At 64.7% G+C, this 22,991-nt stretch carries 21 protein-coding genes; 12 read left to right on the top strand and 9 right to left on the bottom strand.

Annotated elements, in window-relative coordinates:
* Nucleotides 1–135: 135 nt before the first annotated feature.
* The gene (locus K4A76_RS10270) at nucleotides 136–786 is read left to right on the top strand and encodes a TIGR04211 family SH3 domain-containing protein (RefSeq protein WP_110679632.1); all 651 of its coding nucleotides are present in this window, start codon (nucleotides 136–138) and stop codon (nucleotides 784–786) included.
* Between the two features lie 6 nt (nucleotides 787–792).
* Here the strand turns inward: K4A76_RS10270 and K4A76_RS10265 are convergent, their stop codons facing one another.
* Entirely contained in the window at nucleotides 793–1,725 is a 933-nt protein-coding gene (locus K4A76_RS10265) for a LysR family transcriptional regulator (protein ID WP_029887319.1), read from the bottom strand.
* Between the two features lie 208 nt (nucleotides 1,726–1,933).
* On the opposite strand from K4A76_RS10265, the gene K4A76_RS10260 reads away from it, so the two are divergent.
* A complete protein-coding gene (locus K4A76_RS10260) occupies nucleotides 1,934–2,320 on the top strand; it encodes a VOC family protein (protein ID WP_110679633.1) in 387 nt (128 codons plus the stop codon).
* A gap of 41 nt (nucleotides 2,321–2,361) precedes the next feature.
* A complete protein-coding gene (locus K4A76_RS10255) occupies nucleotides 2,362–2,931 on the top strand; it encodes a hypothetical protein (protein ID WP_212623389.1) in 570 nt (189 codons plus the stop codon).
* Between the two features lie 34 nt (nucleotides 2,932–2,965).
* On the opposite strand, the gene K4A76_RS10250 is transcribed toward K4A76_RS10255, so the two are convergent.
* The 3 genes from K4A76_RS10250 to K4A76_RS10240 all read right to left on the bottom strand — a co-directional run bounded on the left by K4A76_RS10250 (nucleotide 2,966) and on the right by K4A76_RS10240 (nucleotide 7,057).
* Nucleotides 2,966–3,406 carry a VOC family protein gene (locus K4A76_RS10250; RefSeq protein WP_182389017.1) on the bottom strand — a complete coding sequence of 147 codons (441 nt, stop codon included), beginning with the start codon at nucleotides 3,404–3,406 and terminating at the stop codon, nucleotides 2,966–2,968.
* Nucleotides 3,407–3,473: 67 nt separating this feature from the next.
* Nucleotides 3,474–4,400, bottom strand: a complete 927-nt coding sequence (locus K4A76_RS10245) for an alpha/beta fold hydrolase (RefSeq protein ID WP_274412088.1) — start codon at nucleotides 4,398–4,400, stop codon at nucleotides 3,474–3,476.
* A gap of 152 nt (nucleotides 4,401–4,552) precedes the next feature.
* Nucleotides 4,553–7,057, bottom strand: a complete 2,505-nt coding sequence (locus tag K4A76_RS10240) for a UvrD-helicase domain-containing protein (RefSeq protein WP_274412087.1) — start codon at nucleotides 7,055–7,057, stop codon at nucleotides 4,553–4,555.
* A gap of 184 nt (nucleotides 7,058–7,241) precedes the next feature.
* On the opposite strand from K4A76_RS10240, the gene K4A76_RS10235 reads away from it, so the two are divergent.
* The 4 genes from K4A76_RS10235 (at nucleotide 7,242) to K4A76_RS10220 (ending at nucleotide 10,709) form a co-directional block, all read left to right on the top strand.
* Complete coding sequence (locus K4A76_RS10235) at nucleotides 7,242–7,940, top strand: pirin family protein (RefSeq protein ID WP_054903943.1); 699 nt, start codon at nucleotides 7,242–7,244, stop codon at nucleotides 7,938–7,940.
* Between the two features lie 124 nt (nucleotides 7,941–8,064).
* Nucleotides 8,065–8,982, top strand: coding sequence for an AEC family transporter (locus K4A76_RS10230; protein ID WP_054882236.1), 918 nt, complete (start codon nucleotides 8,065–8,067; stop codon nucleotides 8,980–8,982).
* 32 nt (nucleotides 8,983–9,014) lie between these two features.
* Nucleotides 9,015–9,626, top strand: a complete 612-nt coding sequence (locus tag K4A76_RS10225) for a cell wall hydrolase (protein ID WP_274412086.1) — start codon at nucleotides 9,015–9,017, stop codon at nucleotides 9,624–9,626.
* Between the two features lie 231 nt (nucleotides 9,627–9,857).
* On the top strand, nucleotides 9,858–10,709 hold the full coding sequence (locus K4A76_RS10220) for a CAP domain-containing protein (protein WP_047149650.1): 852 nt from the start codon (nucleotides 9,858–9,860) through the stop codon (nucleotides 10,707–10,709).
* Nucleotides 10,710–10,743: 34 nt separating this feature from the next.
* Here the strand turns inward: K4A76_RS10220 and K4A76_RS10215 are convergent, their stop codons facing one another.
* Nucleotides 10,744–11,718, bottom strand: a complete 975-nt coding sequence (locus K4A76_RS10215; RefSeq protein WP_274412279.1) for a GlxA family transcriptional regulator — start codon at nucleotides 11,716–11,718, stop codon at nucleotides 10,744–10,746.
* Between the two features lie 105 nt (nucleotides 11,719–11,823).
* On the opposite strand from K4A76_RS10215, the gene K4A76_RS10210 reads away from it, so the two are divergent.
* Entirely contained in the window at nucleotides 11,824–12,435 is a 612-nt protein-coding gene (locus K4A76_RS10210) for a LysE family translocator (protein ID WP_054912745.1), read from the top strand.
* A gap of 41 nt (nucleotides 12,436–12,476) precedes the next feature.
* Here the strand turns inward: K4A76_RS10210 and K4A76_RS10205 are convergent, their stop codons facing one another.
* The gene (locus K4A76_RS10205) at nucleotides 12,477–13,679 is read right to left on the bottom strand and encodes an MFS transporter (RefSeq protein ID WP_274412085.1); all 1,203 of its coding nucleotides are present in this window, start codon (nucleotides 13,677–13,679) and stop codon (nucleotides 12,477–12,479) included.
* A 104-nt stretch (nucleotides 13,680–13,783) separates the two neighbouring features.
* Entirely contained in the window at nucleotides 13,784–14,689 is a 906-nt protein-coding gene (locus K4A76_RS10200; protein ID WP_274412084.1) for a LysR family transcriptional regulator, read from the bottom strand.
* 317 nt (nucleotides 14,690–15,006) lie between these two features.
* Between K4A76_RS10200 and K4A76_RS10195 the strand changes: the two genes are divergently transcribed.
* Both K4A76_RS10195 and K4A76_RS10190 read left to right on the top strand, forming a co-directional pair.
* Nucleotides 15,007–17,424 carry a glucose/quinate/shikimate family membrane-bound PQQ-dependent dehydrogenase gene (locus K4A76_RS10195; RefSeq protein ID WP_161893143.1) on the top strand — a complete coding sequence of 806 codons (2,418 nt, stop codon included), beginning with the start codon at nucleotides 15,007–15,009 and terminating at the stop codon, nucleotides 17,422–17,424.
* 128 nt (nucleotides 17,425–17,552) lie between these two features.
* The gene (locus K4A76_RS10190; protein WP_009686532.1) at nucleotides 17,553–18,821 is read left to right on the top strand and encodes a carbohydrate porin; all 1,269 of its coding nucleotides are present in this window, start codon (nucleotides 17,553–17,555) and stop codon (nucleotides 18,819–18,821) included.
* A gap of 70 nt (nucleotides 18,822–18,891) precedes the next feature.
* Here K4A76_RS10190 and argE read toward each other — a convergent pair whose 3' ends face one another.
* Both argE and K4A76_RS10180 read right to left on the bottom strand, forming a co-directional pair.
* Nucleotides 18,892–20,052, bottom strand: a complete 1,161-nt coding sequence (gene argE, locus K4A76_RS10185) for an acetylornithine deacetylase (protein WP_274412083.1) — start codon at nucleotides 20,050–20,052, stop codon at nucleotides 18,892–18,894.
* A complete protein-coding gene (locus tag K4A76_RS10180; RefSeq protein ID WP_029887066.1) occupies nucleotides 20,045–20,722 on the bottom strand; it encodes a DUF1028 domain-containing protein in 678 nt (225 codons plus the stop codon). Before K4A76_RS10180 ends, argE begins: the two co-directional genes overlap by 8 nt.
* Nucleotides 20,723–21,107: 385 nt before the next feature.
* Between K4A76_RS10180 and K4A76_RS10175 the strand changes: the two genes are divergently transcribed.
* Nucleotides 21,108–22,427, top strand: a complete 1,320-nt coding sequence (locus K4A76_RS10175) for a flavin-containing monooxygenase (protein WP_274412082.1) — start codon at nucleotides 21,108–21,110, stop codon at nucleotides 22,425–22,427.
* A complete protein-coding gene (locus K4A76_RS10170; protein ID WP_029887064.1) occupies nucleotides 22,427–22,843 on the top strand; it encodes a RidA family protein in 417 nt (138 codons plus the stop codon). The genes K4A76_RS10175 and K4A76_RS10170 overlap by 1 nt, the downstream gene beginning before the upstream one ends.
* Nucleotides 22,844–22,991 lie beyond the last annotated feature (148 nt).

Below are 22,991 nucleotides of genomic sequence, written 5' to 3'. Positions count from 1 at the left end.
CATCCTGCAGACATTTCCGACGCCAGGCAGTGAACCTGCTGACAAAAAAAAGGTCATTCGCTGACGGTCAACTCACCGACCGGTTCATCGGCCCAGTCACCGGCCTACTTTTTCTCCGTTGCAGCGAAGACCAACATGCCCGATTCCCGCCCAACCGCCTCCGCCCTCCCTGCCCTGCGCGGCAGCCTGATCGCCGCCCTGCTGGCGCTTGCCGCACCCGTGCATGCCGAAGAGCCCGCCAGCGACGCACGCTGGGTCAGCGACAGCCTGAGCACCTATGTGCGTAGCGGGCCGACCGACGGCCATCGCATTGTCGGCACCCTCAAGTCCGGTCAAAAGCTGACCCTGCTTGGCAGCCAGGGCAAGTACAGCCAGGTGCGCGGCCAGAATGGCGACGTGGTGTGGATCCTCAGCGAGGACCTGCAGGCGGTTCCCGGCCAGAACGAACGGCTGCCGCTGCTGGATGCGCAGGTGGCAGAGCTCACCGGCCAGCTGAAGACCATCGACGACAGCTGGAAAAACCGCGTGCAAGGCATGCAGGAAACCCTGGACTCGCGCAAGAAGCTGATCGACGAGCTGGAGGCACGCAACAAGGCGCTCAACGAGCAATACGACCAGAGCCAGTCGGAGCTGCGCGACACCCAGGCGCGCCTGGGCGATGAGAACAAACAGGTGATGATGCGCTACATGGTCTACGGTGGCAGCATCGCCGGCGCGGGCCTGCTGGCGGGGCTGATCCTGCCGGCGCTGACCCGCGGGCGCAAGAAGAATGACCGCTGGTTCTGAACTGGGTCAGGCACCGCGCTGCGGCTGCAGATCTTGGAACTTCGCCAGCTCTTCGCGGCAGAACGCCACGAACAACTGCGCCGGCTTGGTCAGCTGTACACGCTTCAACCAAGCCGCGGCCAACCCCGACAGCGCCACCGGCTCGGTGATGTCCAGCATGACCAGGCGCTGGCCGTCGTAGGTGTAGGGCGAATGCGGCCGGGTGACCAACAGCGAGAACCCGAACCCCTGCCCGACCATGCCGCGCACCATCTCGATCGAAGGCGAACTGAAGACGATGTTCGGCGTGAGGCCCAGCTCGTTGAACAGGCTGACGAAGTAGGTACGGCTGGGCGCCACGTCCAGCAAGATCATCGGCTCCGGGCACAGGTCGCGCAGTGAGACCTGGCCCTGGCTGGCAAAACGGTGGTTCTCCGGCAGCAATACGTACGGTTTTTGCGGCGGCATCAGCGGCTCGGCCTCGATGGTGCCATCGAGGTCATGATCATAGAGAAATGCCAGGTCGAAGCTCCCTGCGGTCAGGCCCTGGATCAGGTCCTGCTGCTCGCCGTCGCGCAGGCGGATATCCACGCCAGGGTAGCGCTGGCGGAAACCGGCAATCAGCCGTGGCAGGTACAAGGGCGCCACGGTTTCGAAACAACCGATATCGATCTGCCCGGCAACGGTGTCATTGTCGGCCAGGGCGTTTTGCTCGAACTCATGGGCCATTTGCAGCAGCGACTTGGCCTTGGCGTAAAAGCGCTTGCCGCTGGGCGTCAACGACACACCCTGAGCATGGTGGCGGATGAACAACTGCACCCCGAAGCTTTCCTCCAGGCCTTTGATGGCCGTGGAAATCGACGGCTGGGCGATGTAAAGCTGGCGCGAAGCCTCCGCCACGCTACCGGCTTCTACCGTGGTGACGAAGTACTTGAGTTGTCGCAGGGTATAGGCAGCCACGCTTACCTCTCTGGCGCCGGCCTGGGCGCACGGGAATCGGGATCATGGCTGACACTTTACCCCCGCAGGCACCCGGGCGGTGGCTGGCGGATCAAGCATTTGCCTATGGCTTGAGCAGCTTTTCCCTGGGTAGGCTCAAGCGCACTGGTCAAATGGCCCTCAGCGTCTTTACTAATGCTTATCGACCCTAGGCATACGGTGTGCACTCATGAAGATCGTCGTCACCAGCATCCTCGTCGACAATCAAGCCAAAGCCCTTGCTTTCTACCATTACGTACTCGGTTTCGAGCCCAAGCAGGACATCCCCATGGGCGACCACCGCTGGCTGACCCTCACCTCGCCCAACGACCCCAACGGCGTTGAGTTGCTGCTGGAGGCGTACGACAGCGAACAGGCCCAGGCCAACCATGCGAGACTCAAGAAAGCCGGTACCCCTGCCACCTCCTTCGCCGTGCGTGACATTCAGGCAGAGTATGCCCGGCTCTGCGCCGCCGGCGTCCAGTTCACCCAGCACCCTACCAACAAGGGGGCGGTAACCGTCGCGGTGTTCGATGACACCTGCGGCAACCTGATCCAGATCGCACAGAAGCACTAACCCCATGCCGCTATGGCACTGCGCAACAATAAGGAAAACAGATGCGCCACGAATTCAGCGAAGTGCTCAATGACGGGGTCGACTACTTTCTGCTTGGCGATATCCAGTTGCTCGAACGGTTCAAGCAGGACCAGCAACTGCCCGATGACCTGGCCTACGCCTTCACCCATGACGACAGCGGCGACCAAGCTGTGAGTGAAGGTGTGGTGCTGCCACTGGCCGGGGTCGATAACCTGCCGTACCGCATTCTGTTCACCCTGGACAATCACACACCAGCGCTGCGCGAAGCTGGCAGCCGCCTGAAGCACCAGCGCAACGGCTATGTGCTGCGCGTCGAGCACGGGGCGCTGATGCTGTATACCTGGCGGATACTTCAGCACTTCACGCCCAAGACGCTGGGTGACTTCTTGGCGCGTTACCAGGTACCGGGGCGGCCGATCATCGAGCTGGACAATGGCTGGTATGACGTGGAGGTGCTGGCCGGCGCAGTGGTGCGCGACGCCTTGTACGAGCCAGCGTTCGAGTTCGTGTTGAAAAAGCGCTGGAACCGGGGCCGGCCGGCCACCGTGGACACTGGCTACGCGTTCGGGCTGCGCGGCTATTACGACTGATGGTTGCCTGCCCCGGTGTGCGGCGCCGCCAGGGTTAAACCCCGAGGGGGTGCACCGCTGCCACTGGCGCTATCGGCCCCTTAAGCTCGACCTGGTTGCCATCCGGGTCGTAGCAGTACAGCGACGGCCCTTCGCCTTCGGCGCCGTAGCGTTTCTCGGCAGGTTCTACCTGCACCCCCGCCGCTTGCAGGTAGGCCAGCAAGGCGGGCTCATCGAATGGCTCGATACGCAGGCAGAAATGATGCAGGTTGCGCCCCTCGGCGCCCGGCGCCGCACCACCGGTTCGCCCCAGCGGCCCGTCCAGCGTAACCAGGTCGATCATCGCCGTGCCCGTGGCCAGGTGCACCATGCCCAGGTCCTCACGCACGCGGCTGACCGAACAGCCAAGCAGGTCGGTATAGAACGCCACGCTGCGCGGCAGGTCCCTGACCCGCAGTACCAGGTGGTCGATGTGCTGGATGGCGAAGGGTCGCATGGCGGGCTCCTGCTGGCCTGGGGGTGTACCACCATAGCGCAGGGCCCCAGGCCATCACCAGCACTCGCTACTCATTCACCAGGCGTTGCAGCATACCCCCTTCGTGCCGCGCGATGATGCGCAGCAGTTGGTCGGCCAGCGCCCGGTCCGGCGCATCCAGGTGGAAATGATGACCGCCCGGGTGCCAGGACACCTTCGCATGGTCGGGCAAAGCTGCCTGGCGCTGGCTGAACGCATCGCCGGAAAATGCCCCCTGGCGACCGAACATCAGGTACAACGGGCAGCGGATCTGGCTGAGCAGGTCGCACGCTTCGCGCTCGGTCAGCGGCATGGGTTCGGGCAGCACCAGCCTTGGGTCGTGGCGCCAGCAATAGCCCTCGCCCAGCTGCAACAGGTCGCGCATGGCCAACAAGCGGGCGGCGCCTTCGGACAGCTCGGTGTCCAGCCGCTCGCGGCGTTGCGCCAAGGCGGTGTCGAGGTCATCGAAGCAGGCAGCGCCCGGCTCGCCGAAGCCCGGTAGCTGGCTGCGCTGCACCATGCGCTTGAGCCGATAGGCCCGCGCCAGGTGCTGCACGCGGTCATCCTCGGCGACGGTGAACGGTGCCCCCATGCCGTCGAGGAACGTCATGCTGGCGATGCCGCTGGTCATGGCCGCAAGCAGCGACGCCACCCCCGTGCCCATGCCGTGGGCCAGTACATGGAATTGGCTCAGGCCGAGGCTGTCGGCAACCGCCCGCATGTCCTCGGCGTGCTCCCACAGGTAATAGCCACTGTCGTGCCGGCGATGGTCGGAACGCCCATGGCCGACCAGGTCTGGGGCCACGACGAAACAGTGTTCGAGCAGCGGTGCCAAGCGGTCGAACGAGGCTGCATTGTCCAGCCAGCCATGCAAGGCCAAGACCGGCATGCCGTCCTCCCGGCCCCAGCAGCGCACCGCGATTTCGATGCCATTGTTGTCCAGCAGGTAATCCTTGGGTGTCGACGATGAACGCATGGGTAGCTTCCTGACTGAGGCCTGGCAAGGCCGCGACACCCCTACCTTGGCGCGATGCCGGCAGCCGCGTTGGTGCCGGGCCGACACTTGCATAGGCCAGACCGACACCCCTCAGCTGAACGGCGCCCCTTGCTCGCCGGCCACAGCGCCCTTCACTGCCCGCGCAGGTCCTCGAAGAATGCCTGCCGGCCATCGACCCGTGCAGACGCCCTTGGCGCCACTGCCGCTTCGCCGCTGGCGGCCTCGACGTGCCAATAGCAGTGCTGCACGGCTCGGGTCACTGCCACGTAGGCCAGGCGCTGCACTTCTTCCTTCTGCGCGGCATCGAACGGCTGGGCGTCTGCGGCCTTGCCCAACCCGGCCTGGCGGTAGACCTGGTTTTTGTAGGGGGAGCTGGTCAGATACTGGCAGTCGCCGAGCATGAACACCGCGTCGGCCTGCAGCCCCTTGGCACTGTGGTAGGTCAGCTGGCGCAGCCGGCGTTGCTCGGCCGGCAGCGCCGCTTCGGCTTGCACCACGCTTTGCAGGTGCTCGCTCATCAGTGCCCGGTCGCTGCCCTTGCGGTACAGCATCATCACCGTCTCGCCGCGCTGGTAGTGCTCCATCAGTGTCTGGCCCAAGGCTGCCTCATCCCGGTCGAAGACCTTGACCGGCGAGCCCGGCAATTGCGCGGCGGGGCCGCTGGCCCGGGCCTTCTTGCCGGCAATTGCCGGGGTGCCCTTGACCAGGTGCTCGGCGGCATCGATCACCTGTTGCTGGCAACGGTAGTTATCGACCAGCATCACGCGGGTGCTGGCCGGCGCAGCAAAGGCCTTGGTGAATTCCATGAAGTACTTGGGTGAACTGCCGCGCCAGCCATAGATCGACTGCCAGTCGTCGCCCACGCACAGCAGTGACGAATGCTGGGCATGCCGCCCGGTGTGCATGGCCGGGCCGCGTCGGCGTATTTCGCGCAAACTCGCACGCAGCCAGCTGACGATCTGTGGCGACACGTCCTGAAACTCGTCGATCATCAGGTGCGCCAATGGCCGCAACAGCGGGTCGGGTAGCAGGCGCAGGTTTTCCGGGTTGTTTTCGCCGAACAGGGCGAACATGCGATTGTAGCTCATCACCGGTGGCGACAGGCCCAGCAGGTGCGCTTCCAGGGCTTTCCAGTACAAGGCCAGGGCCTCGAAGAACAGCGCGTCGCTGTCACCGCTGGGGAAACTCATCGACGCCACGGCCGTGTTCACCTCAAGGCCAAGGTTCTCGATGAAATTGGCAGCCCCCACGAACGCATCCAGCAGTGGCACCGCCGCCAGCTCGCCCTTGACCTTGTACTCGAAGCCAGGGCCCGCCACGGCATCACCGGCCAGCGACGCTGCCAGGCGCCGGGCCATGGCGTAGTTGTCGAGCCAGATCAGCGGCCGGTCGCAGAACGCCTGCAACAAAGTGCGTTTGACCGCCCACTCACCGCGTACCGCCAGCTTGGCGCCAGGGCGCTGGTACTGCGCGCTTTCCGTCGGGTCGAAGCCGAGCACCACCAACGGCCCGCCCCCCGCCAGGCGCCCATGCACATGAAACCGGCTGCCACGGATCTCGACGGTATCGCGGCACGGTTCGATACCTGTGATCGGCCAGGCGCCGGCAGCGAACCAGAGGTCCTCGATCACATCACACAGCTCTTCGTCGCGCTGCGCAGCCAATTGCGTAACCTGGGCGCGTTTTTGCACCTCGGGGTTGTTCGGGTCCAGGGGTTTGAGCTGCAAGGCTTCGCTTCGCAGCAAGCCGACCAGCTCGGCAAAGCGTGGGCTTTCATGCAGCACGCGGCTGTAGCACTGGTTCAGTTGCTGGCGTTGGGCGTCATTCAAACGCAGGTCGAACGGGTTGCTGTCGGCCTCGGCCTCGCGCCCGGCTGGCATGTCGCTGCCCAGCGTTTCGAAAGCACGCAACTGGTCAAAACCCGGCAGGCTGCGCACCAGCGGCAGAATGCGTGAATGGAAGGTCCGCACCAGCTCGCGCGCCTGCGCCGGTTGCAGGTTGATCTGCCACAGGGCGAACACCTGCAACAGGCGCTTGATGAAGTCTTTGCGCGACTCGCGGGTAAAGGTGACCACGGTCATCGCGTCCAGCTCGTAGCCCAGGTAATGGCGCAACAGCAGGATGCGCAGTACCAGCGACGTCGATTTGCCCGCGCCCGCCCCGGCCACCACGCAGGTAGACGGGGTGTCGCTGAAAATCAGCTTCCATTGCGCAGCGCTGGGTTGCGCTTCGGCGGGCAGGCGCAGGGCCACATCGGCCTTGAAGCGTTTTTTCAGTTCAGCCGTCAGCGGCAGGCGCCAGTCGTCGAAGAGGTTGTCGTCGCAGCCAGGCACGGCAGCATCCTCGGGGCGGCTGTCGCGGATCACCAGCACCTGGCGCCCGGCCTCGTAGCCGGCTTCCCGGCCACGCTCGAAACCATCGCGCACACCCTCGGCATGGCCCCTGCGTTGCCCGGTGGCATGGCCCAGGAACCATGAGTCCCGATGCTGCGCCTGCAGGCGGGTCAGGCAGCGCCCCAGCAGGCGCGCCGCCACACGGCGAAACCAGGGCAACTGGGCGGGCGGGGTAAGGTCGGCGGGGGCCTGGGGTAGCTCTTGGGCCACGGTCACTCCTTGCTGAACAGAAACAATGGGCATGTTCGCCGCATCGACCCAAAATGGCCAGCGAATGCTTGCAGATCAGGGGATTAGGCGATGAAGCGGATAAGTACCTGCAAGTTATAGGTCCACTAATTCGATTGTTTTAAGCCGATATTTACGCTTATTTTCGATGTTTCTTTGGCGCATCATGGCCTCATCCACTGATTCAAGGAGCGCGACCATGCTGCAACTTCGTTCGTTCGATAGCCTCGGCCATGCCAACCACGGCTGGCTCGACGCCCACCACCATTTTTCCTTTGCCGAGTACTACGACCCAGCGCGCATGCACTGGGGCAACCTGCGGGTCTGGAACGATGACCTGATCGCGGCCGGCAGCGGCTTCCCTCCGCACCCACACCGTGACATGGAAATCATCACTTATGTGCGCGAAGGCGCGATCACCCACCAGGACAGCCTTGGCAATAAAGGCCGGACCGAGGCCGGTGACGTCCAGGTGATGAGTGCCGGTACCGGCATCGTGCACAGCGAGTACAACCTGGAAGACGTCGATACCCGTATCTTCCAGATCTGGATCGTGCCGGAACGCACCGGTGAAGCACCGCAATGGGGTAGCCGACCATTCCCCAAAGGTGAACGTGGCGAAGGCTTCGTGACCCTGGCCAGCGGCCGCGCCGGCGATGAAGACAGCCTGCAGATCCGCACCGATGCACGCCTGGTGGCTGCCACCCTGAAAGCGGGTGAGACCGCCGAATACCGTTTCGACGCCGATCGCCGGGGCTACCTGGTACCCGCCAAGGGCCGGGTGGAAGTCAACGGCCTGCGGGTCGAGGCGCGTGATGGTGTGGCCATCGAGCAGGAGCAGCTTCTGCGCGTGACCGCCATCGAAGACAGCGAGATCGTGCTGGTGGACGTGGCCTGACCTTCACCCGGCAGGCTTGGTGGTCAGCCGGGCTGTCGTTTTCAGCAGCGAGTGCAGTCAATACCGTTTCACAAATCGTTGCGTAGCCGTAGTCTTTGCCGGTACCCGACCACGGAACGTTGACATGCTGCAGTTGCTGCTGACCACCCTGCTCCCGATCATTCTGCTGATTGCCCTGGGTACTTTCCTGCGCCTGCGGGGGTTTCTGGCCGAAACCTTCTGGCCTGGCGCTGAACGCCTTAGCTACTACGTACTGCTGCCAGCGCTGTTCCTGCATGGCCTGGCCACCGCCAACCTGGAGGGTGTGCCGGTGCTGGGCATGGTCGGCGCGCTGATGCTTTCCACCTTGGCGGGCGCGGTGATGCTGGTGCTCTACCAAGGCATGGCAGACCACGAGGGTGCCGATTTCACCTCGGTGTTCCAGGGCGGTATCCGCTTCAACAACTACATTGGTGCCACCCTGGCTGCCGGCCTCTACGGCAGCGCCGGCATAGCCCTGGCCGCGGTTGCCAACGCGGCCATCGTGCCCCTGGTCAACCTGCTCTGCGTGCTGGTGTTCGCCCGCTTCAGCGCCCGCCACAGTTCGCCAGCAACCGTGCTGAAGGCAATCTTCGCCAACCCGCTGATTGTCGGCTGCGCGGGTGGCCTGCTGCTGCGCGTGACCGGGCTGGGCCTGCCGCCGGGTATCGAGCCCACGGTCAAGGCCCTGGGCCAGGCTGCCCTGCCGCTGGGGCTGCTGTGCGTGGGGGCAGCGCTGGGCGGCGCCCGCCTCGGCCAGCAGGCGCGGCCATTACTGGCGGCTTCGGCGTTCAAGTTCCTGGTCATGCCCGTGACCACCTGGGGCCTGTGCCGGCTGCTGGGCCTGGGCGGCCAGGCCGCAGTGGTGGCGGTGCTGTTCCAGGCACTGCCGACAGCGTCGTCCTCCTACGTAATGGCGCGGCAAATGGGCGGCAATGCACCGTTGATGGCCACCATCATCGCCCTGCAAACCGTGGCCGCCGCCGCCACCCTGCCTTTGGTATTAATGCTTACGCTTGGCTAGACTGGCATCAGCCCACCGTTCGGAGTTCGACCATGCGCTTTTCGTGGATGCTGATCGGCCTGACCACCGCCCTGCTTGCCGCCCCCTTGCACGCTGCCGACCCCGCCAAAGCCGCCTTGGCCGAGGGCAAGGCCGAGGCCCTTGAAGAAAAAGTGGTCGAGGCAGCGCCCCCGCCCAAGCCCGCCGAAAAGTTGACCCCGAGCGAAGCGCAGGCCGTGGACCCGGCTGGCAAGGCACCGCTGGATGACAGCCTTACCTGCCTGGCGCGCACCCTTTACTGGGAAGCCAAGGGGGCCGATGCCAAAGACATGGCCGCCGTGGCCAGCGTGGTGCTGAACCGCCTGGGCCAGGATGGCTTTCCGGATACCATCTGTGGTGTGGTCAAGCAGGGCGTTGAAAGCAAAGCCTGCCAGTTTTCCTGGTGGTGCGACGGGCGCCCCGACCAGGTCGAGGAGCCACAGCGCTACGACGTTGCCAAGGAAATTGCGCGCAAAGCCCTCAACCAGCAGTTGCAGGATTCCACTGGTGGCGCGCTCTACTTCCATGACCGCAGTGTGCATCCAGCCTGGGCCAAGGCTTATCGCCGAACGGCCAAGACCACGCACTTTTTGTTCTACAAACCCAACCAGGCGTTGGCCCGCTGACAAGGCACGTGTTAGTGCACACTGCCCTGTCACCCGACTTGTCGCCGGCTTTTAGGTTTGTTTGCCCAAGCTTCGCACTTTTGCGGCGGGCAATGGTCTACCTCCCTTCGTGTACCGCCGGCACTGTTTGCCGGCGTTTTATTTGCCTTGCACCCGCCTGGGCCAAAAGCCCCGAGCTTGTGTAGGATGAGCAGCGCCTACCACGCCGCTGCCAGTCATAGGGAGATACACATGCGCGTGCTGTCATCCGTTGCCGCCTTGTCGCTTGGCCTGTTGATTTCGACCGGGGCATTGGCCGTTACCGGCGAAGAAGCGCAACTGATCGCGTCGATCAATGCCTACCGCAGCCAGGCCCAACCTTGTGGTGGCGAGGCATCGCTGGAACTGCCACCGCTGAACAGCGATACCCGCCTGGCGCTGTCGCCGGAGGGCACCCGCGATCTGCAGCAGGCCATGACCCGGGCGGCCTACCCTATGGTCAATGTGCAGGCCATCAGCCTGTCGGGGCCGCGCGATGCGCCTGCGGCCATGCATGCCATCGAGGAAAGTTTCTGCCAGGTGGTGCTGGACCCGCAGTTCGTCGACATCGGCGTCAGCCAGGAAGGCCGCGATTGGCGTATCGTGCTGGCCCGGCCACTGCTCAGTGGCCGCCTCGGTGACTGGCAAGCCGAAGGGCAGAAAGTGGTGGAGGAAATCAACGCGGCCCGCAAGGTGGCCCGGCAGTGTGGCGGGCAACCCTTCGCTGCCGCCCCGCCGTTAAGCTGGAACACGGTGCTGGCGGGGGCTGCCGCCAACCACACGCGGGCCATGGCCAACCAGAATTTCTTCGACCACATCGACAAGGATGGCCGCACCCCCGGCGACCGGGCGGAGCTGGCCGGCTACCTGTATCAGCAGATCGGCGAGAACATTGCTGCTGGGCGTGACACTGCGCACAAGGTGGTCGAAGGCTGGCTGGACAGCCCCGGGCACTGTGCCACGTTGATGAACCCCGAGTTCCGCGACCTGGGGGCTGCCTACGCAGTGGACCCGAAGAGCGATGCGGGCATCTACTGGACCGCACTGTTCGGCACACCACAGTGAATTCGAGCCCCCTTGCAACCTTGTCAGGCGCGCTTCAGCCCTGGTGTGTAGCTGCGCGCAGCTCGAGCGCGGTACAGCCAAACCGCGCCCGCAGGCATTTGCCCAGGTAACTGGCATCGCCCAGGCCGACTTCATCGGCAATCTGCGCCAGGCTGTGGGTGGAGTTGAGCAAGCGCCAGCGTGCTTGCTGCAGGCGCATTTCGCGCCACCAGGCCTTGGCACTCAGGCCATGACTGGCATGAAACTGCCGGTCCAGCTGGCGCCGGCTGATGCCCAACGCTGCCGCCAGTTGCTCCACCGCCAGCGGCGCCCCCAGGTGATGGCGCATCAGTGCCTGCGCCTTCTGCACCTGTCGCCCCGGCCCGCTGCCCGGCTCCAGGGAGCGCAAGGCATGGCGGCTGTCGCGGGTTTCATCCACCAGCATGTCGGCCAAGCCCTTGAGTGCCCGCGTGCGACCGCAGGCACATGACAGCAGCGCGACAGCCAGGTCGATGGCCGCCGTGCCACCGGCGCAGGTAATACGGTTGCCATCGATGCAGTACAGTTGCTCAGGCAGTAGCTGCACATGCGGGAACGCCGCCCGGAATTCGGCTTCGTGGCGCCAGTGCACCACCACCTTGTGCCCACGCAACAGGCCGCACGCCGCCAGCAGGAAAACACCATTGTCGACCCCGACCAATTTGACGCCCGCCTTGCTGGCGCGCTTGAGCAAAGCCTGGTAGCGCGGTGCAAGTGCGGCGGTGGCCATGGCATTGCGCCCGCCGAACAGCACCAGGTAGTCGAAACTGGCCAGCTCGAGGTCGCCGGCCACGGCCTCGACCTGCAGCACTGCACCGCTGCTGGAAGGCACCGGTTCACCACCCAGCCCCGCCACCGTCCAGCTGCAATAACGCTGCTGGCTGTAGTCCTCGTCATCGGCGCTGAAGCGCAACTTGTCGAGGAAGGCGCCAAACGGCAGCAAGGCAAAATCCGGTAGCGGCAAGATCAGCAAGCGAATATCGGGATACACGGTATTCACGTCCAGAAAGTACCATCGAATGTCCGGATATTACCCTGCCAGCGCCACCATTGCGCCCTAGACTGGCGCCCTGTTCATCACATGGCGTTACCCGGCATGAACCTCGACACATGGCTCATCTACCTGCTGGCGAGCATCGGTTTGTCGCTCACCCCAGGCCCTAACAGCCTGCTGGCCTTGACCCACGGCGCCCTATATGGGGCCCGGCGAACCCTGTTCACCATTGTCGGCGGCGTGTTCGGCTTCAGCGCGCTCATCGCCCTGGCGATGTTCGGGCTTGGTGCATTGCTGCAGGCCTCGGCGTCGGTGCTTGGCGTACTGAAATGGCTAGGGGGTGCCTACCTGGTCTGGCTAGGTGTTCAGCTGTGGCGCAGCCCAGGCCTGCAGTTGGAACTCAATGCGGGCAACGCTGGGCTGAACAACGCAGGGTTGTTTCGCCAAGGGCTGCTGTCGGCCATGGCCAACCCCAAGGTGCTGCTGTTCTACGGCGCGTTCCTGCCACAGTTCATCGACCCACAGCGCGGGCTGCTGTTGCAGTTCGTGGTCATGGCGGCCACCTTCGCCAGCGTCGAGTTTCTGGTCGAATACCTGCTGGCGCGGCTGGCGTACCGGGTTCGGCCCTGGCTGAGCAAAGCAGGCAAAGGCTTCAATCGCTGCTGCGGGAGCTTGTTCGCCCTGATTGGCGTGGCCTTGCCCTTGAGCCGCTAGCCCCTGGCACAGGCAGGCCACTGCCACTGGCGTTGCAGCGCCTATCGAGCCTGGCGTGCCTGGAAAACGAAGACCAGCAGCGCCACCCCCGGCAAGGCGGCGCCCACCAATGCCACCCCTGCCCAACCAAACTGGCTGAACAGCGCACTGGCCACTGCCGAACCCAGCGCCCCGCCAAGGAAGATGCTGGTCATGTACACCGCATTCAAACGCCCACGGCTGGCCGGGTCCAGTGCATACACTTCACGCTGGCCGATCACCATGTTCATCTGCACCGCAAAATCCAGCAGCACACCCGTCAGGCCCAGGCCGATCACGCTGTAGCCGGGCACCGTCAAACCCAGCAGCAAGGCGGCCGGCGCCAGTAACAGCGCCAGTAACGACCCCGCCTGGGCATGCCCGGCATCGGCCAGGCGGCCGGCAATGGGTGCCGCAACCGCACCCACTGCGCCGACCAACGCGAACAAGGCAATCTGGCTTTGCGACAGGCCATGCCCTGCAGCCAGGGCCAGCGGCACCGCCGTCCAGTAAAGGCTGAATGCGGCGAACATCAAGGCCTGGTACAGCGAGCGCTGGCGCAGCAGCGGGTAATGGCGCAGCAAGGTGAGCAGCGACAGCATCAGCCCTGCGTAACTGGCCTTGTGCTCGGGCCGACGCTGCGGCAGGGTCGACGCCAGCAGCAGGATGATCGCCAACATCACCCCGGCTGCGCCGATGAATACCGCACGCCAGCCGAAGTGGTCGGCCACCAGGCTGGACAACGGCCGGGCCAGCAGGATGCCCAGCAGCAACCCACCCATGATGTTGCCCACTACCCGACCGCGCTGGTGCTCGGGCGCCAGGTGCGCCGCCAGCGGAATCAGCATCTGCACCGCCACTGAACTGAAGCCGATCAGCAGGGCGTAACCCAGGAACAACTGCCCCTGGCCACTGCCACTGGTACCTGCCAACAGCAGGCTGATGCAGGCCAGAACGGCGGTGGCCACCATCAGACGACGGTTTTCCAGCAAGTCGGCCAACGGTACCAGCAACAACAGGCCCAAGGCATAGCCGAGCTGGGTGAGGGAAACGATCAGGCTGGCATGTTCGGTAGACAGCCCCAGGTCCGGGGCTATCAGCCCCACGATGGGTTGGGCGTAGTAGATGTTGGCGACGATAGCGCCGCAGCAGAACGCCAGGAGTACGACCAGGGCCCGGCTCAGGCCGGCAGTGGCCGGTTGCGCTGACGCGACGGAAGGGTTCATGCGAGGTTCCTCGACAAGGTATGGGGATGACGGCCACCTTACCTGCGGGCAGCGGCGCCGAGAATTGGGCAGCTACGCAACGCGCCTTTGCGTATAGCGCAACGCTAGCGGCCAGTATTCAGCACATTTTCGCAAAACCCGATGAAAGCGCTGACCCGTCGCGAACCCCGGTGGTTGGGCAGGTACAGGGCGTTGATACAGTCGTTGGCGGTGCCAGGGTTGGCTTGCCATTCAGGGAACAGGCGCTGCAGCCGACCGCCTTCAACGTCTTCGCGTACCAGCCAGTCGGCCAGCAATGCAATACCGCTGCCCGCCAGCGCCGTTTCGCGCAACATGTCGGCGTTGGCACTGCGCAGCGGCCCGCTTACGTCCAGCTCCAGGCTTTCCTGGCCACAGGTCAGGCGCCAGGGCCGTGCTTTTTGCCCGTAGCGAAAACGCAGGCAGGCGTGTTCAAGCAGCTGCCGGGGATGCAGGGGCGGCCCGCGCTCGGCCAGGTAGCCCGGGCTGGCGACCAGCCAGCGTTGGAAGCGGCCCAGTGGGCGGCACACCATTTCATCGCTGGGCGCTGGGTCACCCAGGCGGATCGACAGGTCATAACGCCCGTCGAGCAGGTCGTCGATGCGGTCGCTAAGGTCGATGTCCAGCTCCAGCGCCGGGTGGCGCGCCAGAAAAGGCCCCAGGTGCGGGGCGATGACCCGCCTGCCGAACTCCACCGGCAAGCACAGGCGCAGCACACCGACCGGTTCCTCACCGCGGTCCGAGATGCTGGCATCGGCCTCGTCCAGCGCCTCGAAGATGCCCCGGGCGCGCTGGTAGTAGCGCGCGCCTGCCTCGGTCAGACTGACCTGGCGCGTCGAACGATTGAGCAAGGTGGCGCCCAGCGCCGACTCAAGGGCATCGACCAGGCGCGTCACCGACGAGGTCGCCACCCCCAGCCGGCGTGCAGCCGCTGAAAAACCCTGGGCATCGACGGTGGCCACGAACATTTTCATCGCCAAAAGTTTGTCCATGTCAGGCCGTCCTCGAAAACTCGCAAAGGTCTTACAAACCGCCAGCCCGGTCAAGAAGCATGGCGCCAAGCAAACAGGGCCATGGCGGGCGCACGCCCAACCGGCGTAAAGCCTACAAATGAACGTAGCCGCGATAAAAAACCTTGCCCGCCATACCCGGTGTTTTCATGCATTTTTCCAGACACGATCTAGAATTTTAGACACACCGCGTTAAGTTCAGCCCTGCGACAATCAGCCTCACAAAATTATGTACCAACTTGTTAATTAGCAAGCTAAGGGCTTAAACTGCGCGCATTCCACCTGCTGAGATCCCTGGCATGAACGAAACACCGCGCGCCTCTGGCGCCTCAAACATCATCCTGATTGGCCTGGGCGTGATCATCGCCCTGCTTGGCCTGCTCCTGGCTGCCGGCGGCGTCAAACTCGCCGGCCTGGGCGGTTCCTGGTACTTCCTGATCGGCGGCCTGGCCATGGCCATCGCCGGTGTGCTCATTGCCCGCCGTAAAAAAGCGGGCGCCTGGCTGTACGCGCTGTTCCTGGTTGGTACTGCCCTCTGGGCGCTGGTCGACGCCGGCCTGGTGTTCTGGCCGCTGTTCTCGCGCCTGTTCATGTTCGGTGTCATCGGCATGGTGGTAGCGCTGGTGTACCCACTGCTGGCCCGCGCCAATGGCGCCAGCGCCGGGCGCGGTGCCTACGGCGTTGCCGCGGTGATGGCCGTGGTGCTGGCGGTTGCCGCCGGCAACATGTTCGTCGCCCACCCAAGCGTAGCCCCTACTGGCAAAGGCCCGGGCATGACCGCGGTCGAGGCCGGCAAGGAACAGAAGGACTGGGCCCACTACGGTAATACCGAAGGTGGCAGCCGCTTCGCCGCGCTGGACCAGATCAACCGTGACAACGTGAACAAGCTGAAGGTGGCCTGGACCTACCACACCGGCGACGTCGCCATCAGCGACGGCAACGGTGCCGAAGACCAGCTGACACCCCTGCAGATCGGCAACAAGGTGTTCATCTGCACCCCGCACAACAACCTGATCGCGCTGGATGCCGACACCGGCAAAGAGCTGTGGAAGAACGCCATCAATGCCCAGTCCAAGGTCTGGCAGCGTTGCCGTGGCCTGGCCTATTTCGATGCCACTGCGGCCATCGCCCAGCCGACCCAGCCCAACAGCTCGCCGGTCACCGGCGGTAGCGTGCCGGCCGGCGCCAACTGCCAGCGTCGCCTGCTGACCAACACCATCGATGGCCGCCTGATTGCCGTCGATGCCGACACCGGCGAGTTCTGCCAGGGCTTCGGCAACAACGGCCAGGTCAACCTGATGGCCGGCCTGGGCGATGTGCCAGACTCTTACTACCAGCTGTCCTCGGCACCGCTGATGGCCGGCACCACCGTGGTGGTCGGCGGCCGCGTTGCCGACAACGTCCAGACCGACATGCCAGGCGGCGTGATCCGTGGCTTCGACGTGATCACCGGGGAAATGCGCTGGGCCTTCGACCCGGGCAACCCGGAAGACCGCCAGGCCCCGCAGGGCGACAACACCTACGTGCGCAGCACCCCGAACAGCTGGGCACCGATGTCCTACGACCCGGCGATGAACACCGTATTCCTGCCGATGGGCTCGTCGTCCACCGACATCTACGGTGTTGAACGCAGCAAGCTGGACCACACCTACGGCGCTTCGGTGCTGGCCCTGGACGCCACCACCGGCAACCAGAAGTGGGTGTACCAGACCGTGCACAACGACCTCTGGGACTTCGACCTACCGATGCAGCCGAGCCTGATCGACTTCACCAAGGACGACGGCCAGACCGTACCTGCGGTAGTGATCGGCACCAAAGCCGGGCAGATCTATGTGCTCGACCGCGCCACCGGCAAACCGCTGACCCAGGTCGACGAAGTTCCGGTCAAGCCAAGTAACATTCCAAACGAGCCGTACTCGCCAACCCAGCCCAAGTCGGTGGGCATGCCGCAGATCGGCGCGCAGACCCTGACCGAGTCGGACATGTGGGGTGCTACCCCGTATGACCAGCTGCTGTGCCGCATCGACTTCAAGAAGATGCGCTATGACGGCTTGTACACAGCGCCCGGCACCGACCTGTCGCTGAGCTTCCCGGGTTCGCTGGGCGGCATGAACTGGGGCAGCCTTTCCACCGACCCGGTGCACGGTTTCATCTTCGTCAACGACATGCGCCTGGGCCTGTGGATCCAGATGATTCCGTCGCAGAACAAAGGCAATGCAGCGTCCGGCGGCGAAGCCCTGAACACCGGCATGGGTGCAGTACCGCTCAAGGGCACCCCGTATGCGGTGAACAAGAACCGCTTCCTGTCGGTAGCCGGTATTCCATGCCAGGCGCCGCCGTTCGGCACCCTCACCGCGATCGACATGAAGACCCGCCAGGTGGCCTGGCAGGTACCGGTGGGCACCGTTGAAGACACCGGCCCGCTGGGTATCCGCATGCACCTGCCGATCAAGATCGGCCTGCCCACCCTGGGTGGAACCTTGTCGACCCAAGGCGGCCTGGTGTTCATTGCCGGCACCCAGGACTTCTACCTGCGCGCCTACAACAGCGGCAACGGTGACGAAATCTGGAAGGCGCGCCTGCCAGTGGGCAGCCAGGGCGGCCCTATGACCTACGTTTCGCCGAAAACCGGCAAGCAGTACGTGGTCGTGACAGCGGGCGGTGCGCGCCAGTCGACCGACCGTGGCGACTACGTGATCGCTTACGCCTTGCCGTAACACAGCGTCGCCCCGTTCGCGGGTGAACCCGCCGCCACAGGAGGATCACTGCCCCGGCAAATGGTGCAGTCCCTGTGGCAGCCGGCTCACCCGCGTAGAGGCCCGAACAGACAACCCGAGACACAGCAATGCCATCCGTAATTCGCTTCACCCCCACCCTGCTGCTGGCGCTGGCCAGCAGCACTGCACTTGCCAACGACGACCTCCTCACCCGCAGCACCCTCACCGGTGACTGGGGCGGCCTGCGCCACCAGCTGGAACAGGATGGGGTGAAAATCACCGGCGACTACAGCGGTGAAACCGCCTACAACGCGCATGGCGGCCTGCACCGCTCGGCGCGTTACTCGCAGAACGTCAAGCTGGGCGTGCAGTTCGACCTGTCGAAGCTGTACGGCCTGGACAACGGCGGCAAAGTCCAGCTGACCATCAACGACCGTCGCGGCAACAGCGCGTCGGACGATCTGGTCGGCAACCGCCTGCCGATCCAGGAAAACTACGGCGGTCTGTACACCCGCCTGACCGAGCTGAGCTACGAACGCACCCTGTTCACCCCTGCGCTCAACGTCAAGCTGGGCTACATGGCCATGGGCAACGACGTCGGCGGCCTGGACAGCGGCATCCTGTGCAATTTCATGAACGCCGGCTTCTGTGGCCACCCGCTGAACATGTCGGGGGGCAGCGGCTGGACCAACTACCCCAACGCCCACCTCGGCGTGCGCGTGAAGTACGACCTGTCGCCCGCCTGGCAACTGCGTGTGGCAGCGTTCAATGTGGACCCCGAGAGCAATGGCAATTCCAGCCGTGCCTGGCACCTGGGGCCCAAGCACACCACTGGCACCGTGGTCCCGGTGGAGCTGGTGTACAAGCTGCAGGGCGAGCTGCCGGGCGAGTACAAGCTCGGCTACTACTACGACAGCTCCGACGTGAAGCGCATCGGCAGCGACGACGAAGTGTCGGGGCGCGGTGGGCACTACCTGCTGGTCGACCAGGCGCTGTGGAACGATCAGGCCTCGCCAGGCCGCAGCCTGCACGCCTTCGGCCAGTATTCGGCGTCGAGCAAGGCCGCTTCGCCGTTCACCAAGTGGTATGGCGCCGGGGTGGTGCTGTACAAGCCGTTCGAAGGCCGCCCGAGAGATACCGTGGCACTGGGTTACGGCCGCGCCGTACCCAACCCGCGTAGCCGCGATGTGCTGGAAGATGCTGCATTCAACGCCGGCCAGCCGTTCCCCGATATCGACAGCGCCGAGCAGTTGATCGAGCTGAGCTACGGCTACCAGGCCACGCCATGGCTGAACCTGCGCCCGGATGTGCAGTACATCATCGAGCCAGGGGCGTTCACTGGCAAGGACATCGACAACGCGCTGGTGGTGGGCCTGCAGGTAAAAGCAACCTTCTGAGTCGCCGGGGGCCGCACTGCGGCCCATTCGCGAGTGCACCCGCGCCCACAGAGCCCCGGCAGCTCAACCGTCAAGCCTGCCTGAGGTGATCCACCAGCCTGAGCAGCATGGCATCACAGCCCTGCAGCTGTTCGACACTGACGAATTCATCCGGCTTGTGCCCCTGCTCCATGCTCCCGGGCCCGCACACCACGGTCGGGATGCCCGCCTGGTCGAACAGCCCGCCTTCAGTACCAAACGCCACGGTGCCGAATTTATCCGAACCACTGAGCAGCGCCACCACCTGCGCAGCTTCACTGTTCTGCGGTGTAGCCAACCCCGGATAGGCACTCAGCGGCTGCAGGCGAATGGCGCTGCCGGCGTGGACCTTGCGCATGCGCGGCAGCAACTCAGCCTCGGCATAGGCCTGCAGTTGGTCCGCCACCGCCTGTGCCTCGAACCCCGGCAAGGCACGCACCTCGAAATCGAATTCGCACTCGGCCGGCACGATGTTCAGCGCCCTGCCCCCGTTGATCACCCCGGTCTGCACCGTGGAGAACGGTGGGTCGAAACGCTCGTCGTGATGCTGCGGCAAGGCCAGCGCGTCGCCGATATCACCCAGCTTGCCGATAAGCCTGGCGGCATACTCGATGGCATTCACGCCATACGGTGCATACGCTGAATGGCAAGCAGCGCCATGCACCTGGCAGCGCATCGCCAGTTTGCCCTTGTGCCCCAACACGGGTTTGAGTTCAGTGGGCTCACCGATCAGGCACAGCCGCGGTTTGTGCCGGCGCTGTTCGAGCGCTGCGAGCATCGAGCGTACACCCAGGCAGCCGACCTCTTCGTCATATGAAAATGCCAGGTGCACCGGCATGCGCAGCGGCTGGGCGAGAAATGCGGGTACCGCTGCCAGCACTGACGCGATGAAGCCCTTCATGTCGGCTGTGCCACGGCCATACAAGCGGCCATCGTGTTCGCTGAGGGCGAACGGTTCGACCGACCAGGCCTGGCCGTCTACCGGCACCACGTCGGTGTGCCCGGACAGCACCACGCCGCCAACATCCTTGGGGCCGATGGTGGCAAACAGGTTGGCCTTGGTTCTCTCCGGGTTGTGGAACAGCTCGCATTCCACGCCCAACCCGGCCAGGTAATCGCGAATGAAACCGATCAGCGCCAGGTTGGAGTCACGGCTGACCGTGGCAAAGCCGACCAGCCTGGCCAGCAGCGTGCGGCTGGCAAACTCACTCATCGCCCGGCACCCCGTAGCTTGGCGCAGAGGTCGGGTTGAGGGCGCGGGTGACGTAGTCCTGCATTTGTGGGCGGTAGGCTTGCCACAGGCCATCGAGCGCTCCGATCGGGTCGTTGTCGGCCCAGTCGACGCGCAGGTCCACCAGTGGCCAGGTCAGCTCGCCCGCAATTTTCAGCGCCGCCGAGTGCACCGGCCCCGCCTCACCGCCCGCAGCCATCGCCGCGTGCATGGCCGCCAGCAGGCGGTCGGCCAGGTGCCCACCGGCCTGTTCGAAGGCCAGCACCATCGCCTCGATCACCACGGTGGAGGACAGCAAATTGCCCGCCGCCGCGCATTGCTCGCCGGCCACGGCATGGTGTGTGCCAAGCGCCTCGCGCCCCGTGAACAAGGCCACCTGGCCGGTGCTGTCGATCACCGTCACCTGGCGGTACTCGCTCCAGCCATTGGCGCTCAACACCCGGTCCAGCGCTGCGGCGGGTGGCAACTGGCCCTGCTCCATGGCGTCGAGAATCTGCGGGCCCAGCGCCGGCAGGGTGATGTTCTGGGTAGCGACCGCGCCCACGCCGGCACGCACCCACGGGCAACGGGCCCCTACGGCGATGCTCGACGAACTGATGGCGATACCGACCTGGCCGGTTTCCTGGCAGCGACCAATGATGGAGAAGGTCATGGCATGGTTCCTGTTGTGCTGTGCAATGCAGGCCATTCTGGGTGGAACCTTCGGGCAGGCGAAACCACCTTTTTCCGAGGGGCTAGGCAGGAAAAAACTAGGGTCTGAGGCCCTGTGGGAGCGGGCGAGCCCGCGAACCAGGCGACGCAGTGGCTGGCACCGGCTTTGCCGGTGTTCGCGGGCATGCCCGCTCCCACAGCGAGTGCGCGAGCTTTCAGCGTTTCAACAAAACAGTTGCGGCCATAAGATCCGGGCCTTCGCCGTTTTATCGGCAAGCCCCAGCTAAATACTATTTTCGCCATTTGCGCAGCATCCCTAGTCTGGCCCCAGGCAACGGCGGTCCCCGAACCGACCTGACAAAAACCGCCTGAACAAGGGCTCGGACATGACACTGAACAACTTCGAAATCGACACCCTCGTGGTCGGCGCCGGCCAGGCTGGCGTGGCCATGAGCGAACACCTGAGCAAGCTGGGCGTGCCGCACCTGGTGCTGGAGCGCAACCGCATTGCCGAGGCCTGGCGCAGCGGCCGCTGGGATTCGCTGGTGGCCAATGGGCCGGCCTGGCACGACCGCTTCCCGGGGCTGGAATTCAACCTCGATGCCGACGCCTTCGCCGGCAAGGACCAGGTGGCCGACTACTTCGAGCAGTACGTACGCAAGTTCAACCTGCCGGTGCGCACCGGCATCGAAGTGAAGAAAGTACAGCGCAACAGCGACCGCCCTGGCTTCACCATCGAAACCAATGAAGGCGTGATCCGCGCCAACCGCGTGGTGGCGGCGACCGGCCCGTTCCAGAAGCCGGTGATACCGACGATCGCGCCAAAAGACGCCAACCTGCACCAGATCCACTCGGCCGCCTACTTCAACCCCGAACAACTGCCCGAAGGTGCAGTGCTGGTGGTGGGTGCAGGCTCGTCCGGCGTGCAGATCGCCGAAGAGCTGATGCGTGCCGGCCGCCAGGTGTACCTGTCGGTCGGCGCTCATGATCGCCCGCCACGGGCTTACCGCAACCGCGACTTCTGCTGGTGGCTGGGCGTATTGGGTGAATGGGACGCAGAGATTGCCAAGCCTGGCCGCGAGCACGTGACCATTGCCGTGAGCGGCGCCCGTGGGGGCCATACGGTCGACTTCCGTGCCCTCGCCCACCAGGGCATGACCCTGGTTGGCCTGACCCGGTCGTTCGAAAACGGCGTGGCGCACTTCCAGGACAACCTGGTCGAGAACATCACGCGGGGCGATGAGAACTACCTGGCCTTGCTGGACGCCGCCGATGCCTATGTGGAGCGCAACGGCCTCGACCTGCCGCAAGAGCCTGAAGCGCGCCGGCGCCTGGCCGACCCGGCCTGCATGCTCAACCCACTGCAGCAGCTGGACCTGGCCAAGGCCGGTGTCCGCAGCATCATCTGGGCCACCGGCTACGGCGTGGACTTCAGTTGGCTGCAGGTGGACACCTTCGACGCCAATGGCAAGCCCCAGCATCAGCGCGGTGTCGCTCGCGAACCAGGTGTGTATTTCCTTGGCCTGCCATGGCTGTCGCGCCGTGGCTCGTCGTTCATCTGGGGCGTATGGCACGACGCCAAACACGTCGCCGGCCACATTGCCACGCAACGCACCTACAGCGCCTACCGCGACCGCGACCAGCGCGCGGCCGACCGGCAGCAACCCGCCACATTCAGCAACGTCAGCACCCTCGGAGCCCACTGATGCCTACCCATACCCGCATCCGCATGTTCAACACCAAGGCCACCTACCCCAACCAGACCCTGGACAACGACCTGTGCCAGGCGGTGCGGGCCGGTAACACCATCTATGTGCGTGGCCAGGTCGGCACCGATTTCGAAGGCAGGCTGGTGGGCCTGGGTGACCCGCGGGCGCAGGCCGAACAGGCGATGAAGAACGTCAAGCAACTGCTCGAAGAAGCCGGCTCGGACCTGTCGCATATCGTCAAGACCACCACCTACATCACCGACCCACGTTTCCGCGAGCCGGTGTACAAGGAAGTGGGCAAATGGCTCAAGGGCGTGTTCCCGATTTCCACCGGCCTGGTAGTGGCCGGCCTGGCCCAGGCCGAATGGCTGATGGAGATCGACGTGATCGCCGTGGTGCCGGACCAGGCGTGACCGGCAGTTGCCAGGCGCTTGCCCTGTAGGAGCGGCCTTGCGTCGCGATGGGGCGCGAAGCGGCCCCGGTTTTTTTGCGGCGAAGCTGAAGTTGCGGCGAAGCTGAAAATTTGGGGCCGCTTCGCGCCCCATCGCGACACAAGGCCGC

Origin of the sequence: Pseudomonas sp. NEEL19, assembly GCF_028751975.1 — a bacterium.
Classification (GTDB): domain Bacteria; phylum Pseudomonadota; class Gammaproteobacteria; order Pseudomonadales; family Pseudomonadaceae; genus Aquipseudomonas; species Aquipseudomonas juntendi.
The sequence above is the reverse complement of the archived record's forward strand: the minus strand, read 5'-3'. Positions and strand labels throughout refer to the sequence as shown.